The 18,560-nt window shown below is 58.0% G+C and carries 14 protein-coding genes; 5 read left to right on the top strand and 9 right to left on the bottom strand.

The features are described 5' to 3' along the window. Positions 1 to 106 precede the first annotated feature (106 nt). Positions 107 to 1,135 carry an ethylbenzene dehydrogenase-related protein gene (locus BUC26_RS03930; protein ID WP_073373537.1) on the bottom strand — a complete coding sequence of 343 codons (1,029 nt, stop codon included), beginning with the start codon at positions 1,133 to 1,135 and terminating at the stop codon, positions 107 to 109. A 236-nt stretch (positions 1,136 to 1,371) separates the two neighbouring features. On the opposite strand from BUC26_RS03930, the gene BUC26_RS03925 reads away from it, so the two are divergent. Further along, positions 1,372 to 2,460: an alkene reductase gene (locus tag BUC26_RS03925; RefSeq protein WP_073373536.1), complete on the top strand. Its 1,089-nt coding sequence runs from the start codon at positions 1,372 to 1,374 to the stop codon at positions 2,458 to 2,460. A 126-nt stretch (positions 2,461 to 2,586) separates the two neighbouring features. Here BUC26_RS03925 and BUC26_RS03920 read toward each other — a convergent pair whose 3' ends face one another. Continuing rightward, the gene (locus BUC26_RS03920) at positions 2,587 to 3,243 is read right to left on the bottom strand and encodes a response regulator (protein WP_073373535.1); all 657 of its coding nucleotides are present in this window, start codon (positions 3,241 to 3,243) and stop codon (positions 2,587 to 2,589) included. After that, a complete protein-coding gene (locus tag BUC26_RS03915) occupies positions 3,233 to 4,621 on the bottom strand; it encodes a sensor histidine kinase (protein ID WP_073373534.1) in 1,389 nt (462 codons plus the stop codon). Before BUC26_RS03915 ends, BUC26_RS03920 begins: the two co-directional genes overlap by 11 nt. 449 nt (positions 4,622 to 5,070) lie before the next feature. On the opposite strand from BUC26_RS03915, the gene BUC26_RS03905 reads away from it, so the two are divergent. Next, positions 5,071 to 6,456: an aspartate kinase gene (locus BUC26_RS03905; protein WP_073373532.1), complete on the top strand. Its 1,386-nt coding sequence runs from the start codon at positions 5,071 to 5,073 to the stop codon at positions 6,454 to 6,456. 107 nt (positions 6,457 to 6,563) lie between these two features. Here BUC26_RS03905 and BUC26_RS03900 read toward each other — a convergent pair whose 3' ends face one another. The 6 genes from BUC26_RS03900 to BUC26_RS03875 form a co-directional block, all read right to left on the bottom strand. Further along, positions 6,564 to 6,779 carry a hypothetical protein gene (locus tag BUC26_RS03900; protein WP_073373531.1) on the bottom strand — a complete coding sequence of 72 codons (216 nt, stop codon included), beginning with the start codon at positions 6,777 to 6,779 and terminating at the stop codon, positions 6,564 to 6,566. A gap of 50 nt (positions 6,780 to 6,829) precedes the next feature. Then, positions 6,830 to 7,588 carry an ATP-binding protein gene (locus tag BUC26_RS03895; protein WP_073373530.1) on the bottom strand — a complete coding sequence of 253 codons (759 nt, stop codon included), beginning with the start codon at positions 7,586 to 7,588 and terminating at the stop codon, positions 6,830 to 6,832. After that, positions 7,581 to 8,522 carry a CoB--CoM heterodisulfide reductase iron-sulfur subunit B family protein gene (locus BUC26_RS03890; protein ID WP_073373529.1) on the bottom strand — a complete coding sequence of 314 codons (942 nt, stop codon included), beginning with the start codon at positions 8,520 to 8,522 and terminating at the stop codon, positions 7,581 to 7,583. The genes BUC26_RS03895 and BUC26_RS03890 overlap by 8 nt, the downstream gene beginning before the upstream one ends. Next, positions 8,519 to 10,243 (bottom strand): 4Fe-4S dicluster domain-containing protein, encoded by a 1,725-nt coding sequence (locus BUC26_RS03885; protein WP_073373528.1) that lies wholly within the window; start codon positions 10,241 to 10,243, stop codon positions 8,519 to 8,521. Before BUC26_RS03885 ends, BUC26_RS03890 begins: the two co-directional genes overlap by 4 nt. Before the next feature lie 523 nt (positions 10,244 to 10,766). Beyond that, entirely contained in the window at positions 10,767 to 11,354 is a 588-nt protein-coding gene (locus tag BUC26_RS03880) for a 5-formyltetrahydrofolate cyclo-ligase (protein ID WP_073373527.1), read from the bottom strand. Between the two features lie 34 nt (positions 11,355 to 11,388). Continuing rightward, a complete protein-coding gene (locus BUC26_RS03875) occupies positions 11,389 to 12,630 on the bottom strand; it encodes a radical SAM protein (RefSeq protein WP_073373526.1) in 1,242 nt (413 codons plus the stop codon). A gap of 677 nt (positions 12,631 to 13,307) precedes the next feature. Between BUC26_RS03875 and BUC26_RS03870 the strand changes: the two genes are divergently transcribed. The 3 genes from BUC26_RS03870 (at position 13,308) to BUC26_RS03860 (ending at position 18,497) form a co-directional block, all read left to right on the top strand. Next, entirely contained in the window at positions 13,308 to 14,528 is a 1,221-nt protein-coding gene (locus BUC26_RS03870; protein ID WP_073373525.1) for an InlB B-repeat-containing protein, read from the top strand. A 22-nt stretch (positions 14,529 to 14,550) separates the two neighbouring features. Beyond that, complete coding sequence (locus BUC26_RS03865) at positions 14,551 to 16,737, top strand: right-handed parallel beta-helix repeat-containing protein (protein WP_073373524.1); 2,187 nt, start codon at positions 14,551 to 14,553, stop codon at positions 16,735 to 16,737. A gap of 245 nt (positions 16,738 to 16,982) precedes the next feature. Continuing rightward, positions 16,983 to 18,497 (top strand): dockerin type I repeat-containing protein, encoded by a 1,515-nt coding sequence (locus BUC26_RS03860; protein ID WP_073373523.1) that lies wholly within the window; start codon positions 16,983 to 16,985, stop codon positions 18,495 to 18,497. The last annotated feature ends 63 nt before the right edge of the window (positions 18,498 to 18,560 follow it).

Genomic DNA, 18,560 nt, shown 5'->3' with positions numbered 1-18,560 from the left:
AAAAGGATGGGTGAGGAGCAGGAAAGGCTTCGGCTGGGGAACGGTAGTGCGGTCCCCAGCCGAAGCGGTGATCAGAGCGGCGAGAAGAACGTGGTGCGCTTTCGATTTATTTGAACTTCAGCTCCAGCGTCTCTAAGTGAAAGAGATGGTTGATCTGTGAGTTGTCGAAGACGGCGATACCGAACGGGTAGCTTTTGGAGCGGTCGGAGAACTGCACGTCCTGGGTATCGACGTTTTCACCTTCCGTTTTCAGCGCCCGGACGACCTCCAGGGTCCAGGTCCCGTTATCGTAATGATTACGAGCCAGGATGTCGGCGCGACCGCCCATCATCGGCATGATGTCGATGCCGGGCACGATGTCCCCTTCCTTGAACGTGTCGACGAAGGGAACCTTTTTGCTTGGAATGATATAGTATTGGTCGTCTTCGTTGGGATTGAGGTTCATGAAGGCCGGTGCACTCTTGTCGCCATTGTCGTTGTTCTGGTAGCCGCCTTTGCCGGTGTCACTTTTGCGTCCCCAGCCGGCATTTTGTTTCGGGTCGGTGTTGTGATCGACATACTGATCGTCGAACATGCCCATCGGCAGGGTCCGTACGTATTTGGCGTGCCACATATCGATGGTCTGTCCCTCGGCGGCGGTATATTTGCGGCCGGCCGAGGTGTCGCCGGGTTCATCGAGATGGCAGGAGATCATGCAGCCTTCCTCGGCGAACCCCGGGGTGTTGATGTCCCAGAACAGCGCTAGTTTGTCCTCGTAATAGGTGTTGTCATGGCCGGTGCTGTCCTTGTTGGCCAGCTTCTTCCAACTGCCGTCGGCCTGCTTGACCCACGGAAAACGCTCGAGGCTTTTGGTCGGATCTTTATAGGTGATCAGGAAGTAGATATTGGTGTCGTCATAGAGTGATTTGATGACCACATCGGTCTCGCGCATCCCCTCGTAGCCGTTATCCGGCTCATAGGGGAGATTGTCCAGGGTGACAGTGATCGGTGTGGCGTTTTGCCAGGCGGCATCGGCCATACCGTCGAGGATGATCGGGCCGGCCGTCTTGCCGGTCGTGAGAATCTGGTCTGCGGCAACGGCACTGCCGGCCAGGGCGAACATGCCTGCGATGGTCAAAAGTCCTGTCTTGTACATTGGTTCCTCCGTTGTTTGGGGTGATGGAGCGATTGGTGATGGTAACAGTGTAGGAGCAAATTGATAATGGTTCCAGATGAAACATATCAACAAAAAGGAGGAATCTTGTGAACAATACTTCACAGCTTATTGCCGGGAGTTGATCAAATGGCGCTGCCCTGCACCATTTTCACCAAGGCGTATTATAGTTTGTTGCGCAGTACGAAAATCAAACTATCTGCTCAACAGGAGGGCTTATGGATGCATCGATCTTATTTCAACCCTATCAACTCGGTGATCTTCAACTGAAGAACCGGATCGCCATGGCGCCGATGACCCGAGGCCGGGCAGGTGACAGCCGGGTGGCCAACGAGTTGATGGCCGAACATTATGCCCAGCGCGCCTCGGCCGGACTGATTATCACCGAGGCGACGGTGGTTTCTCGTCAGGGGATCGGCTGGATCGGTTCGCCCGGCATTTATACCCCGGAGATGGCGGCGGGGTGGCGGGTGGTTACCGAGCGGATCAAGCCGACCGGCGCGGCGCTGTTTCTGCAGCTCTGGCATTGCGGCAGGGCGTCGCACAGCGACTTTCACGGTGGCGACCTGCCGGTTTCCGCCTCGGCCGTGGAGCTCAACGGCGATCAGATTCGGACCCCGCAGGGGAAAAAAGATTACGAGACGCCCCGGCCGATGAGCGTAGCGGAAATCGAAGCGACGGTGGCTGATTACCGGCAGGCGGCGGTCTATGCCCGCCAGGCCGGTTTTGACGGTATCGAAGTGCACTGCGCCAACGGCTATCTGCTCAATCAGTTTCTCGACAGCAAAACGAATCGGCGTGACGACCAGTATGGTGGTTCGCTGGAGAACCGGTTTCGATTCCTGGCTGAAGTGCTTGCCGCCGTTACCGAGGTCTGGCCGTCACAGCGGGTTGGGGTGCGATTGTCGCCCAATGGGGTATTCAACGATATGGGCAGTGACGATTTTCGGGAGACGTATCTCTTTGCCGTACGTGAACTCAGCCGGTTCAACCTGGCCTACCTCCATATCATGGATGGCCTGGCCTTCGGTTTTCACGGCAAGGGTGAGCCGATGACCCTCGCCGAGTTTCGCACCATCTATAACGGCACGATTGTCGGTAATTGCGGATATGATAAAGAGGGTGCCAAGCAGCGGTTGACTTCCGGCCTAGCCGATATTGCCGCGTTTGGGCGACCCTTTATTACCAACCCGGATTTGGTGGAACGGCTGCGGCATGGCTGGCCACTGGCGCTATACGAAGATATGTCGCGCTGGTACACGCCCGGCCCGGAAGGCTACACGGATTATCCCCCTTACCAGGGCTGACGGCCAACCGCATCTCAGCCAACGGCGGGACAGGATTTAACCTGTCCCGCGCTCACTTTTAACGGACCAATCGTGCCGGCAATCCCGGTGTTTGTAAGTGTTCGTCGTTACCTCATGCTGAGGGATTCAACTAGAAAATTTCCGGGAGAGCAGGTCGAGGCAGCCGACCATCTTCTCTCCTTGCGCCGTCAGCAGGTACGCTTTCCCCCGATCCTGAGTGATCAGATTGTTGCTGCGCAGATTCTTGAGATGAAAATTGACCTTGGTGTGATCGCTGATACCCAGATATCGGGTGATGTCCATGAACCGCATTTTCCCCTGCGTGGAGAGTGTTGCCAGGATCTGGCGCCTGATCTGGTTGGACAGACAGGACAGTGCTTCATCCAGGCAGGGATCGGTCAGCTGCTCTTCGAATCTGAGCGATTCGAGGCTTCGTTTGACTGCCATCAGCAGATCGTCGCGCTTGAAGGGTTTGGCCAGGTAGTCGTCGGCTCCGCTTTTCATCGCGGCGACCGCATTATCGACGGTGGAGAAGGCGGTGATCATAATGATCTTCACACCCGGGTAATCACGTTTGACGACCGGCATCAACGACATGCCGCCCATGCCGGGCATCATGTTGTCCACGATAATGACCTGCGGCCGATGCAGTTTGATGGCGCTGAGCGCCGCCTCCGCCGTTTCACAGCCGATGGCCGTGAATCCGTCGCCGGTGAGGATTTCGACGATACCTTCGCGAAGGTCACGATCGTCATCGACAACGATGATTGTTTCAGTGGTCATGGGATGTCTCCGGCAAGGTGATGGTAACGACGGCGCCGCCATGTTCGCTGCTCATCAGCGAAATGTCGCCGTTATGTTGTTTGATGATTGTATAGCAGACCGACAGGCCGAGTCCGGTGCCCTTGCCGATCTCCTTGGTGGTATAGAACGGGTCGAACACCTTGCGCCGATGTTCTTCGGCGATGCCGTGTCCGGTGTCGGAGATGATGACCATGACCCTGGGGCAATTGTAACAGGTCTCGACGTCGATCCGGTCCCCTGCGGTACAGGCGTCCAGGCTGTTCATCAGCAGATTGATGAAGACTTCCTCCAGTTTCCAGGGGATGCCGCGGATGGAAGGGATGTCCCGGGGGGAGAAATGGATGATCGAACTGAGCTGATGGTTTTTAATCAGGTGCAGGGTGCCCTCGATGACCTGGTTGAGATCGACCGCTTCCATGACGGTTTGTTTCTCCCGAGAAAAATGAAGCAGCTCCCGGGCGATACGTGAGGCGCGTTCGATGTTGCGTTCGATGGCGGCGAGTTTGCGTTCGGTTTTCGGCTCTCTTTTGATGAGGTCCTTGAGCATTTCCAGGTTGAGTGAGGCGTTGGTCAGGGGGTTGTTGATCTCGTGGGCAATGCCTGCTGCCAGGAAACCCATTGAGGCCAGCTTTTCCGATTCTGAGAAACGCAGCAATTTGTCCTGTATTTGCATGTGCTGCTCCAGGTTGAAGACCGACAGCGCGCGAATGGTGAAATACATGATCAGCAGGGCGCTGATGCCGCGCAGAACGATCACCTGCAGACCGATACCGGGAATTGTCGCGGTAGAAGGAAAGAGGCCGGTAAACACCGCGTAACAGATCATGAAACTGCCGGCCAACACGAAGTTCCTGGCGACACCGTCGGAATAGGGACGAACGGTTCTAGAGTAGGCGATCAGGCCGACACCGGCCAACAGTCCACCGGGAAAGGCGATCATCCGGCGAATGGTGATATCCGAGCCGCCTGAAAGATCCAGATAGATGGCGGTGCCGACCAGGGTAAGGGCACAGCCGCCGATCAGGGCTTTGATTGCCTGAGCGGTGGTCTGCAGGGCTTGTTCACCGGAGATGGTGATCAGGTTGAGAAAAAGGCCGAAGTAAAGCAGGCAGAAGAAAGAGATGCTGACGACAATCAACCTGAACAGGGAAAAGACTGGACCCTGCAATTCGAGGTCGAGCAGGTCGAGCAGTTCAAGCCATTCGTGAAAACCGTGGACGATACCGAAGGTGGCGAGCAACCAGAGAATTTTGGCAATGGCCAGTTGGCTGAAGCGAACATCCCGGGACAGGATTGCCACGCCAAGCGTAAAGAAGGACAGGCCGTAGAACAAGTAGAGCAAAAAACTCCAGAACATAGGGATTCCCCAGAAACGACCGACTTTGCCGGGCAGACCGGACGTTCTCTGCCGATGCCGGCCCGGTGGCCGGCGGTGCGGCGCAATGCCGGGTATTTTGCATACAGCATAGTGCTCGTCGGTGCAAAAAGCAAAATCAGTTGTTCTCGAAGCGCTTTTCGGCTAGGTTCGAAAAATCCCGTCCATCATCGGTTCGGGTCCTGTGCTTTGATTTTCCCCGGAATCGCTTCTCACCAGGCAGATAAAAGCCGACTGCGTCTCGGGGTGAACTACCATAATCAATGGGAAGCTTGAAAAAATCGAAATTTTGTTCAACATCGAGGCGCGCAAGAAAATTTTTTCCGCAGGTATATTCATGATATTCCGAGGATAAAATTGAATTGCGCAACGATGAGTTTGAGCGAAGTGGCAATATCTCAAGGTTCCCCAATGAAGTGAGCGGAACGACAATGAAACGGCATAACCTTCGTGTTGAGAAAATAGGCGGTACCTCGATGGCTCGTTTTCAGGAGATATTGAAAAATATCATCCTGCGCAAAGAAGATGATATTTATGGTCGGGTGTACGTGGTATCCGCCTACGCCGGAGTGACCAATGATCTGCTCGAACACAAGAAGACCGGCCAGCCGGGGATCTACAAACTCTTCGAGGACCAGGAGAACTATCCCCGCAAGATGCTGGCCTTGCGCGATCGCCTGATCGAGATCAACGAAAGTCTGGTGCCGGCGGGTCTCAGCCTGGCCGAGGCCAACGATTTCATCGGCGACAGGATCGATCTGTCGATCAACATCCTGCGCAGCATGGAAAACGTGCTAGCCTCCGGCTATGTCACCCGCACCGAGCTCCTGCTGGCGGCACGCGAGCTGCTGGCCTCGCTCGGCGAGATGCACAGTGCCTTCAATTCCGCCAATATCCTGAAAAATCTCGGTTACGATTCGACCTATGTCGACCTGAGCGGTTGGGATGACGGGCGGCAGTTGACCATCGACCAACGGATCAAGGATTGCTTCGACGAGATCGACCCGTTCTCGACCGTCTGTTTTGCCACCGGCTACACCAAAGGCACGGAAGGCATCATGCGCGAATTCGACCGCGGCTATTCTGAGGTGACCTTTTCCAAGGTCGCCGTGCTGCTCGGCGCCGCCGAGGCGATTATTCACAAGGAATACCACCTCTGTTCCGGAGATCCGCTGGTCATCGGTGCCGAAAACGCCCATCCGGTGTGCAACACCAACTACGATGTTGCCGATCAGCTGGCCGATGTGGGCATGGAGGCCATCCATCCGAAGGCGTCGAAACCGCTGGAAACGAAATCGATACCGATCCGGGTGAAAAATGCCTTCGACCCGGATCATCCCGGAACACTCATCACCAACGACTTTATTGCTCCAAAATCAAAAGTTGAGATCGTTACCGGTTCGGATCATGTTCTCTGTCTGGTCATCCACGATGCCCGGATGGTCGGCGAAGTCGGTTTCGACGGCTGGATTATGGAGGTAGTGGCCCGACATCAGGTTTCTTATATCAGCAAGATGACAAACGCCAATACCATCGATCTGATCATTGCCGAAAAAGACAGTTCGCCGCACTTGATTGCCGAATTGAGTGATCTGTTCGAGACGGTGACCAGTCGGCCGGTGGCCATCGTCTGTGCTATTGGTTCCAATATCGGTCAGCCCGGTATCCTGGCCAAGGGGGCGCAAGCCCTAGCCAGCAAAGGGATCAATATACTGGCGGTGTCGCAGACCACTCGCCAGACCAATATGCAGTTCGTCGTCGAGCGTAAGGAGTTTGCAGACGCCCAGCGGGCGCTGCACGCCGCGCTGTGCATGTGAACTGATTGCGATTACCTCGTTAAGCGCGGGGAAGCCCGTAGTCTGGTTTTCAGGGTTCGTTGTGACGTCCCGTCATCGGGGGGTAGTGATAAAACACCCCATTACTTTCAGGGCTTCGGCCACGCGGCGTCTGCTTCGTCGGCGACGTGATAGCAGAAGATCGGCCACGTGAATTCTCGTTTGGAAATGGGGCAACGCAGCGTGACGGTGTGTTCGTCGACGCCGATGACCTCCCAATCGCCCCCTCTCCGGGAACCTTCGATCCGGATTTTTTGGCCGACCTTGAAGGGGTAGGCGGCAAAGACGGTGACCTGTTCTCCCATGGGCTTTTCCTCCCGGCGACGTGCCGGTAATCCGTTATTATGGACGGCTTTCAGGCCGGGCAGGTGGCGGCGAGCAGGCGGTCGACGGCCTGCACTGCCGGTGAGTCATCGGGCAATTCCAGCAGTGAGCGTTTTTCCATATCGAAATCGAGTAGGGCCGGATCGTCCGGAATGATCCCGACAATGGGCAGCCCGATCTCTTCCGCTTCCCTGAGGAAGGTGTCATTGAGTTGCGTGGGTGCCCGGGTGACGACGATGCCGAGATCCTGCACCTGTAGTTTGAGGCTGTCAAGCATCGCATTGATTCGGCCGACGGCCCTCAATCCGCGCAGGGAGTAGTCGGTGACCAGGTAGAGGTTGTCGACCCGGCCGCTTGTCCGCCGGCTCAAGTGTTCCATGCCGGCTTCGTTATCGACCACCATGTAGCGATAGCTGCCGGCCAGTCGATCGGTAAAGCGGTTGAGGATGTTGTTGACCATGCAGTAGCATCCTTGTCCTTCCTGGCGGCCCATGACCAGCAGATCGAACGACGGCTGCTCGATCAGGGCCTGCTCGACCAGGGTCTCCAGGTAGATGGCCTTATCCATGCCGGATGGCACGCCCTGCGGGTCGCGCATGAAGGTTTCCCTGATGTCGCCGATGGTGGTCGGCACTGCAAGGCCGAGGGTCTCGCCGAGGTTGCTGTTCGGGTCGGCGTCCACGGCGAGAATCGGTGTCTGGCCGCTGTTGGCAAGATGACGGATGACCAGGGCGGCCACGGTGGTCTTGCCAACGCCGCCTTTACCGGCAAAAGCGATGATTTTACTCATGAGTCGTTCCTGTTTTAGCGCTGCGGCGCTTTTTCTTTTTATCCTCGACCGGTGGGCCGAGCAGGTCCCTCAGCTGGTCGAGAACGCGGTCGTTGACGGTATTGTTCTGCTCGATACCAAGGATCTTCTCGTCGATTCCGAGGCAGAGGCCGAGCAGTTGGGGATAGAGCAGGACCGGCAGGGTCTCGTAATCCGGCCCGCCGGCCCTGACCTGCAGTTGGTTGGTGTCGAACTGCAGGTGGCAATAAGAGCAGATCGGGACCATAAAGGCGGCACCGGCAGCGCGGGCGCCGTTTATCTTTTCGTTGAGCAGACGGTCTGCGACCTCGTTGTTCAGACCGGCCAGCGCGGCGCCGCAGCATTCGAGTCGGCCCTGCCAGTCCAGGCAGGTGGCGCCGGTCAGACGGACCAGGTCGTCGGTGATTGCCGGCACGAACGAATCGTCAAACTGCGTCACTTCGCGCGGTCTGAGGATATGGCAACCGAGAATCACCGCCAGGTCGAGGCCACTGAACTGGTTGACCAACTGATTCTTAATTTCCTCGACGCCGATGTCTTCGTGCAGCACCGTCAAAAAATGTTTGACCTCGCCGGTTCCGGTATAATGCAGATCCTCTTTGGCGAGCAACTGGTTGATCTTGCCGGCCAGTTGCGGGTCACCGGCCAGCACGCTTCTGGCTTTCTGCAGGCTGGCAAAGCAGCAATTGCAGATAACCATGATATCGAGGCCCATTTTTTCGGCAATGGCCAGATTGCGGACCGACGGCATGATATAGGATTCTTCGTCGACGTTGCGGACTGGATAGCCGCAGCAGGTAAATTCGGGGACAACCGCCAGCTCGACCCCGAATCGTTGCAGCACGGCCTGAGTGGAAACGGCATATTGTTCGATACGGATCGGGATGTTGCAGCCCTGGAAGAACGCCAGTTTCATGCTGTGCCTCCTGAGTCGATGGTCTTGATCGCAGCATTCTTGAGCCGATAGAAGATATCGGTCAGCTCCACCTGGTTCGGGCAGTGCTCCTGGCAGAGGTAGCAGGTGGAGCAGCTCCAGATCATCCGGGCGCCCATGGCCAGTTCCCGGTTGCCGATGCCGAGGCTGTAGATGATCTGATGCGGCAACAGGTCGAGGTGCTCCACCGGGTCGTCGTAGAGCCTCACCACCGGGCAGATGTTGGTGCAGCGCTGACAGGTATAGCAGCTTCGGTAACTGTCGGTGCCGACCGAGGCCGGCGTTGACGCCAAGCTCAGGCCGGACAGGTCGGCCAGCTTCCGGAAGCGCTGGTTGAACAGCTCGTGGAGTTTTTTCAAGGCCTGCAGGTGCTCGTCGGCGAAGCGTCGGGCCAGGGCCAGCGGAAACGAGAAATGGCTGAGCAGCGAGGTTTCCGGAATGCCACGGCCGAGCAGGTAATAGCGGGCACTGACGAAAAGTTCGCGCAGATTGATGCCCGATGGGCAGACCGTCGAACAGCGGTCGCAACTGGTGCAGATATAGAGACCTTTCTGCAGGTGGGTCAACGTGGCCCGGTCGACGGGTTGCCCGGCGGCGACTTTTTTGAGCAGCTGAACTTTCTCGGACGGCAGGATGAAGTCGTTCTGGAATGATTCATAGAACATCAGCGCCGAACAGAGTTCGCTGCAGGCACCGCAATGGGTGCAGGCAGAGAGGCCGATCATCTGGCGGGTGAGCGTGTTGGCCGGTTCGGCTGGGTCTTTTTTGAAGCCGAGTACGCCATTAATGAGCAGGGAAACCGGTACCGAGATGACGTGAAACATCTTACTGAACGGCAGCCAGGCGAGCAGGGCCAGGCAGCTGAGCAGGTGCAGCGTGAAAAGGACCGTGACGACGCCGCCATCGCCGAGTGCCGAGGCGAGCGGCCCGATCACCTTGGCAACCGAGAAACTGACGAAGGCACCGGTCGCCGGGGCGTGACATTCGGTGCAGCTGCGCGAGCTGATCTCCCGACCGGCCTCGACCAACGCCGAGTCATACGGCTTGACCGCGTTGACTGGAACCAGTCCCTGCTCGGCGGCCCAATAGGTCTCAAGAGCAAGTTCCTCCGCCTCGTCGGCGACATCGCCATAGTCGTCGACCATCGCCTGGTAGGCGTCAAATGATGATATTTTCACCCCTTCCAGCAGAAAGCCGCTGATGATGATGGTTGCCACAAAGGTCAGGGCCAGCCAGTCGCTGGCCAGGCTCTTGACTCGCTGCGGTTTATCGGTCAGTCGCCGGTGCAGCGAAATGGCCAGACCGACCAGAACCAGCAGGCCGAAAACGTTGCGCAACGTGAGGAAAGGCTGCAGGGTCGAATAATAACTGGGAAAGAAGAATTCGCTGACGCCGGTGCCGAGGCCGTGCATAAAGAGCAGCAGCAGGAAGCCGACAAAAATCAGGCTGTGGGCGAGCCAGCGCCTGACACTCTTGGCCAGGAGCCGTTTCTGCAAAAGAACATCGGTGATCAGTGTCTTGCCCAGCACCAGCAGGTCGGTGCTTGCCAGGGTTGCGCCAAGGCCGCGCAGTGCCGTCGGGATCCGGCTTGCCGGCGACTGTGGTTGGCCGGTTGGTTGAATACCCTGCGAAAACCAGCTGCGACCGCGGTACAAGATTCCGGCCAGAAAAATCAGAAGGGCTATTCCAAGGAGGATCTTCATAATCATTCCCGCAAGATGTGGTTGCTGCGAAACGTCCGGTCAGGTATCGGACGTCCTCATGGCTCCTGCCGTGCGGCGGAAATACGGTCTGGTCGGCAAAGGTCAGGTCATGGCACCTCCTGGAGGGCGGTATACCCCGTGCGGCCGTGATTGATCTATGGACAGGCGCTCAAAGTCCGTGGTTGACATGAAGCCATGTGCAAAAAAAAACCATATCTTGTCGGATCATGTATGGTTGCCGTCGCCATGGATTCGGGCAACGCTATCGAATCTACCGGCGGAGGTGGTAAAAGTCAATTCTCTTACGACATCGTCGAGCCTGGTTGCCGAACTTGACAGCGTCCTGTCCGAATCTCTTTCGTCATGGCTCTTCGGCCGGCCGGGCATTGGCGATGCAGCCTCCGGGAGAGCCAACCGATTTGTGGGGTTGCGACGGTAAGCAGCATCGTTCGCTGCGACCTCAACTCTCGGAAGCGCTATAAAAAAAAGAGCGGTCGGGTCGCTTGGAGTAGATTGCGACTTGTTACCGGTGCCGGTTCCCGTTGATGATCCGCTTTTCCGTCACGATCCGATCAAGCAGTTCGTCATGTTCGGCCAGCGGCAGTCTATCGACCACCTGCAGCTCATACGCGAGAGCGATCCGGCCTGCGCCGGGGACCTGGGCAAGCAACCGATCATAGTAGCCGCCGCCGTAACCGAAGCGGCCGCCCCGCAGATCGAAGACCGATCCCGGTAGAATGATCAGGTCGAGATCCTGCGGGTCGACCAGATGCCTGGGCAGCAAGGCCTCGCGGGGTTCGGGGATGTTGCAATAACCGGGGGCCAGGTCGTTTGCCGGATCGTCGATGGCGACCAGGTCGAGCCTTCGTTCGCTGACTCTGGTGAGCGGTACGACAACCCGCTTGCCTCGTGCCAGCAGGGATTCTATCAGCGGCAGGGTATGCACCTCACTGCGGAAACTTACGTAGCTGCAAATCGTGGCGGCGTCAGTGATTTCGTCGCTGGCCAGGAGCCGCTGGCGGATGGCCTCGCTGTTGGCGGAAATTTCTTCGGAATTGAGGTGGTCGCGGGCGGCCAGGATGGCTTTTCGCGTGTGCTGAGCGTCGTTCATGGGTGCTCCTTGATGGTAACGGCGGCTTGGTCTGCTAGAGTCGCTGAATGGTGTAGAGAAAAAGCGGCAGCCTGCTGTGCCGCTTCAACTCGTAAAACGTAAAGAGACGGGCCCGGGACGGGCTGTCGAAGCGGAGCGGGGAGAGGTAGATGGCACCTTTGTCCCGTGTCCGGTCAACGCCGTCCCTGATCAACGAGATCAGTGAATTGTAGTGATTTTTGCCGAGCTTGTCATCAATAACGAAGTTTGCGGTGATCTCGATGGACGGAAACGATTCGTTGATTTCGAGAAGGGTTGTGAAGGCGTGCCGGATTGCCGCCGATGTCAGGGGCTTGCCGAGCCGGTCGAGGGTGGCCTGGTCGGCGGATTCCAGGCCGAGATTGATGTAAATCCGGCCGGGCAGCGCGTCGAGTTCGGCAAACAATTTCCGGGGCGTCCCGAGCAACGAGCCGACCGAACCGAACATGAAGACGTTGCTGCCGGCGATCGCCGAGTCGGCCAGGCCGAGGCGGGCGTGGGCCTGCTCGACGGCATGACAGAGCAGCTCGGGTTTGGCCAGCAGGGCGTCGTGCTCACCGAGAAAGACGCTGTTGTAGTTGGCCAGCTCGTCGCCGAAATAGACGACGAGTCGATCGAGCTGGCCGTCGATTTCCCGGCGTGACAGCGGCGTGACGGCAGTGTCGTTCTTGACCCGGCAGAAGCTGCATTTATAGAGGCAACCGCGGCAGACGGTGAGCGGGATGACCCGGTAATCCACATGCCTGGAGTCAGGCGGCAGCACGGATGGTCGGCCGCCGATGATCGCAAACAAGTCCTGTGCCCGCCGAGCCAGGTGAAGCGGATCGTTTCTGACCGCGTTTGCCAGAAAGGCGCTCGCCTCTGCCGGTAATCGGTCGCCGGCGGCCTGCAGCGCGAGCAGGCTTGGGTGCCAGGATTGTATCAGTGCGGCAACGGTCCGGTTGTGCAGCGGTGAGCCGCCCAGTGCGTTGTTGGTTATGTACGGCAGGTTGGGCAGGTAGTACTCGCCGGTGGTCTCAAAGACGCCGGTATAGCCGCCGGTCGAGTAGTAGACCCAGTCGTTGCCGGCGGTGCGCTGCAGCCACTCCTGCGGATGCGGCCAGTTACCGTCCGTGCCTTGGGCGCGGATGATCTCCTGGTTGAGATTGAAATGCAGGATGCTGGAATCGGTTGCAACTTCCGTATAGATGCCGACTCGCACCGGGTAGCTGGCTTTCAGGAAATGGTCCGATCCACGATTGGCGATATGAATGTGCATTGGCTGAGTAGTGGTCCTGGTCCAAGGGCGAGGCTTTATCTCCACCCTGGGTGAGGATCCCTCCGGTTGGCCGTGGTCAAGGAAACCACGAAACGGGCGGCATTCTCATCGATAGTAGAGATGCATAGCGTCTGCTGCCGTATGGCGGCACCATATCATGGCACCGACCAGTCGGCAAGAATGGCCCTGCAGGCGGTAGGCATATCTTTCCGATTAACCGATTTATGTCAGGGGCAGCCAATAATTGTCATCTTTGTTGTCACCAACATGAATACATAGTTTACGGTAAGATGGAAAAACGCAAACGATGTTTCCTGTTTTGCTCGGTTGAGGAGCAGCGGGAGGGTATCCGGTCCCGTCTGGCCGTTATGGCTAATATGGCATATTTATTGCTTTAACCTGATGGGAAGAGACCGGGACGATCGGCAGGTATCGTCTCGGCCAGGTGGGACCAAGTCTTGAAAGAGAGGGGAGAGATGAGTGTATCGTTGCGAGCAGGGAGCATGTTTCTATGGGTTCCGATTCTATCCCTTTGGGCAGGGTCGGCTTTTGGTTTTGTGGTCGGACATCAGCACACCGATTTGTCTGCAATTCCCGAGCAGTGGATAACTGCGGCCAAGGAGAATCTGCATATCGCGTATAATCATACGTCGCATGGCAGTCAGGTAATAACCGGGATGAATGCTCTTGAGGCATATCCTGCCTTTGGCACCACCTATTCCTGGACAGATACAACGCATGGAACCGCCGAAAGTTTGAGCCTCGATAATTATGGCATCCCCGGTGAATCAGACCTGAGCCACGATGGAGATAGAGATGGCGACGGCATCACGAATTGGGCTGAGGATACGTATGCCTATCTGACCAATACGGATAATTACCATGTGAATGTGATCATGTGGTCGTGGTGTGACATCCGGGGACACAACATAGCCTTGTACCTGCGCAGTATGGAATGGTTGATTGCGCAATTCAGCACTGGAGGGTCCACCTTCACGGATAGCATGATGACCACTCCTCCGTCCCCCCATCCGCGCGCTGCAACCAACCCGGTTATCTTCGTTTTCATGACGGGAAGATCTTCGGGACAAGGTCTGACCGCCGGGGCGCATCCGCAGAACGAACTGATCCGCGCCCATTGCCAGTTGTACGACAGAATACTATACGATTTTAACGACATTGAGAGCTGGGACCCGGACGGGAATTACTACCAGGACAAGTATATGAATGATGCGCTCTATTACGACTCGGATGGTGACGGTTCGCGTGATGCCTGCTGGTCATCCGAATACCTGGCCGCCAATGGGGGTGATCCCGGCACCACTGCAGATGAATATTATCTGTTGACCAAGGGAACAACTGGTTACAGCGGTTGCAGCTCCTGCGCACATTCCGAAGGTGATAATCATGATTCGCGCATCAATTGCATTCTCAAGGGAAGAGCCGTCTGGCATCTGTTTGCCCGACTGGCCGGCTGGGACGGTGGCGCGGCAACACACCCGTTGACCGTTGCCGTCACCGGTGGGGGCAGTGTCAGCAGCGATCCGGGTGGCATCTCGTGCGGAGCCGATTGCTCTGCAGAATTTCTTGAACATTCGACCGTTGCCTTGATGGCGTCGACCGACGATGGCTGGAATTTTGTCGGTTGGGGTGGCGATTGTTCCGGCACGGCATCGTGTCAGGTGACGATGACCGGCGAGCGGGCGGTGACGGCCCTGTTTGCCCGCAAGGGTGATCTTAACGGCGATACCGATCTGGGCCCGGCCGATGCCATCGTCGGGCTGCAGGTGCTGGTCGGTAACTCGCCATCGGTTTCGCTTGACGGCGATACCGACGGCGACCAGAAGATCACAATGGCCGATGTTATCTACCTGCTCAGCCGGGTAACCGGCCCCTGATAAGAGGCATCGGAGGCATGCCGTGATTTGTCAGACACTCAAGCACATTGTCGTGACCTGTTGTTGTCTCGGTGCCGTGTTGCTCGGTCCGCTGTCGTGTGTCGCCGCTACCTATTACATCGCTGCCGACGGCTCCGACGACAATGACGGGCTGAGCCGCGATGTACCGTGGCAGACGATCGACAGGGTCAACAGCCTGAGTCGTTCGGTGGCCAGCGGGTCGACGTTTCGTTTTCGCCGGGGCGATGTCTTCCGGGGGACGATCCATCTGGCCGGTGAGACGCAAGACGCCACCCTGGCAGCCTACGGGGAAGGCGAGCGGCCGGTTATCAGCGGCAGCGTCGAGATTACCGGCTGGACTCTGCATGGTGGGTCGGTTTATGTGGCCGATGTTTCGAAAAACCTCGGTGCCGGCGAAACGATTGAGCACCTCTTTGTCGATAACCGGCGGATGTTGCTGGCCCGTTACCCCAATGTGGCAACAGTCCTTCCCGACCCCGACGAGGGCTGGCTCGAGGTCGGTACCGGCAGCAGCAAGCGGCGCTTCAGCGACCCGGTTCTCGGTGCGTACGGGAAGCCGGCCGGCTATTGGGTCGGCGGTACCATCCGTATCCGCACCTTCAGCTGGCTGTTCGAGACCCGGGAGATCGTCTCCTCGACCGCCGCAGGCACCATTACCATGGACCGAGACCTGACCGAAACCCTGGCCGCTACCATCCAACCCGGCTGGGGCTATTATATCGACAACGTGCTCGGTGAACTGGATCATGAAGGCGAGTGGTACTTCGATGCGGCGATGGGTCGGGTCTACCTTTACGCCCCGGGCGGCGTTCACCCCGACACGCTGCTGGTCGAAGGGGCGGTCCGTGAACTCGGCTGCAATCTGCTCTGGAAGTATCACGGCACCGTTATCGACGGCCTGACCTTCCGTCACCAGCAGGTCGATGGGGTGAACATCAACCAGTCCGACCGGGTTACCGTCCGTAACTGCCGGTTTGAAAATATCGGCCAGGTCGGCGTCAATATGGCCTGGAATTCGACCGATCTGGTGGTCGAGAATAACGAGTTTTTCGACATCCTTGATTTCGCTTTCAAGTTCATCGCGACCACCGGTAACGACGGCTGGGATCCGGGGCAGAGCTTCTTTCGCCGCAATCTGCTGCGTAACACCGCGGTGATCGCCGGCTATGGCGGCGACGGCGTCGCCCATGCCTGCGGCGTCAGGACGTACGGCGTGCGTGGCCTGAACATCGTCGGCAATGTCATTGAAGATACCGGTTACGTCGGCATCCATCTGGAGGGCGGCGACCATTTCGTCGAGAATAACGTGATCCGCCGTTCCCTGCTGACCCTGGACGACGGTGGCGGTATCTTCGTCAACAGTCCCGGCAATACCATACGGGGCAATATCGTCACTGACACCTGGGGCAACCGCGGACCATCGTCGGGGACACACAACGGCGGCGATTTTGACGACAACCAGATGGGCATGGGCATCTTTTTCCAGCCCCGTCTCAGCGGCAATATCGTCACCGGCAACACCTTTGCCAATAACCGCTCGCACGGCATCTACCCGCATTATGCAAGCAACACGGTTGTCAGCGATAATACCTGTTACAACAACGGCTCGGGAGCTTATCAGGGCGCCCAGCTCTATCTCGCCGGGGCGAATGGTTCCAGTTATCACAATACGGCCCAGAGAAATATCCTGGTGGCAACCGCTGCCGGCCAGCTGGTCATGCGCACCAACACCGCCTTTGCTTTCGGTACCTATGATAATGACGTGCTGTGCAACCAGGTCAGCGAGGCGAGCATCAGAAACGGCAGTTCAGTGTTGACCCTGCCGCAATGGCAGGCATCAGGCGCCGGTCGTGACCCCAACGCCAGCGCCTGTCCGTCGGGAACCTCGCCGGTAACCCGGATTATCATCAACGACAGTGGGACGCCCCGCCAGGTACCGCTCGGTTCCGCACCGCTCTTCGACGCCGCCGGTGAGCGGCTCGGCGATTCCGTGACCATTGCTCCCTATGGCTCGGTGGTCGTATTTCAGGAAGGTACTCTGTTTTACTCGCTGGAGAAAGTCATCGCCATTCTCCAGGTGTTGACCGGCGGTGCGGGGCCTGGATTGGACCTGCTCGACATGGATGGCGACCGCCGGGTCGGCCTGGCCGATGCCGTCTCGCTCCTCCAGGTTCTGGCCGGCCGGTAGAGAGGGGCAGCTGCACCGAGGCGGCCGGGTAATCCGTCTGGCGGCAGCGCCGCTGCACCTGCCGGACGAGCAGGAAAAATGGACAAGCGGAGGTCGGTCGCCAGTATTTACGGTGGCCGATTTCTCCTTGCAGAGCAGTCGGTCGACCAAACCGGAGAACGGCGTGACTCCGAGAGATGCCGCCCGCCGTGACCTGTCGGTCCACGCCGTTCTTTCTGGTATCACAGGTGGCAGCAGGAGTGATAATGAAACAGGGGATGTCTGTATTGGTGGTGCTCTGTTTTTCACCGTTCGTGGCGGAGCTGTCTCTTGGCGCGCGGTATCAGGTAGGTCCCGACAAGCCGTATACCACCCTCCAAGCTGTCGCCGATGTACACGCGCCCGGCGATATTGTTGAAGTCGATGGCGATCACAGCTATCCGGGCGGAGTGAGTTTTACCAACCCGGGGCTTCCGGATCAGAAGATAGAGATCCGGGGGATTACCATCAACGGCAGACGACCGGTCATTTCCGGCGGCACCGACAGCGTGGCCTTCACTACCTGGCCGTTGTCCGGCCCGGGAGGTGATCACTACGTCTTCGAAAATTTCGAAGTGACCGGTGGCACGCGACGCTGTATCTATCACCAGGCCGATGACCTGACGGTGCGCAATACGGTGGTGCACGATTGTCCGGCCCACGGCATTCTCGGCGCCGACGGTGGTTCCGGATCGTTGCTGCTCGAATATGTCGAAGTGTACCAGTGCGGCAGCGGCGATCGGCAGCATCAGATCTACATGGCGACCGACGAGGTCAACCGGCCGGGAAGTGTCTTCAGGATGCAATTCTGTTACATCCACGACGGCAGCGGCGGCAACAATGTCAAGTCCCGGGCGGAGCGCAACGAGATCTATTACAACTGGATCGAGGGTGCCTACTATCATGAACTCGAACTGATCGGTCCCGATCCCGGCGGCGCCCCCGACGGCTGGTCGGAAGAGTTGAAGCGGGAAGATTCCGACGTGGTCGGCAATGTGCTGCGCAAGACCAACGACAGATCCTTTATCACCCGAGTAGGCGGTGACGGAACCGGACAGTCGCAGGGGCGATACCGCTTTGTCAATAATACCATCATTGCCAATGGCAATGCGATCTTTCGTATTTTTGACGGCATCGAGTCCCTGGAGATACATAATAACGTGTTCTACCGTGCCGATGCGGCACCAGATCTGGTTCGACAGGTGGAGGCCGAATGGATCAGTGGTTCTCCGGTGATTGCCGGCAGCAACAATTGGGTCAAGACGGGAACCGCCAACATCCCCGGTCAGTGGACCGCGACCGTGACCGGCAGCGCCCCCGGTTTTGTCGACTTCGCCGCTCTTGATTTCAAGCCGGCATCAAACAGCCCGCTGCGTGATCGGACCGATCAGGTGCCTGCCGGACCTGCCGGCTATCCGTTTCCCGTTCCGCACTATCCACCCTCCAACCATCCTCCGGAGCGGGTGTTACCGGCCGACGGCGAGGCGATGTGGCGAGCGTCGGATAGTCTTCTCGATGTCGGGGCATTCGAGTATGCCGCTGCCGTGCTGGCCGGCGATCTCAATGGCGACGGCAGCGTCGGGCTGGTGGACGCCATGATTGCCCTGCAGATCGTCTCCGGAATTGCGACCGACGACCTGCGTCCCGACTACCCGGATTCGGGCGCCGATGTCAACGGAGATGGCCGGGTCGGTCTGGCCGAAGCGATTTTCGCATGCCGGGAAAGTTCCCTGATGGATTGAAGAATTGAGCGAGCCTGGCGGCCCTTTGATGTGAGTTTGTGATCGTTTGCCGTCAGATACGTT

Source organism: Desulfofustis glycolicus DSM 9705 (assembly GCF_900130015.1).
GTDB lineage: Bacteria > Desulfobacterota > Desulfobulbia > Desulfobulbales > Desulfocapsaceae > Desulfofustis > Desulfofustis glycolicus.
This window is presented reverse-complemented; position numbering and strand designations above follow the sequence as displayed.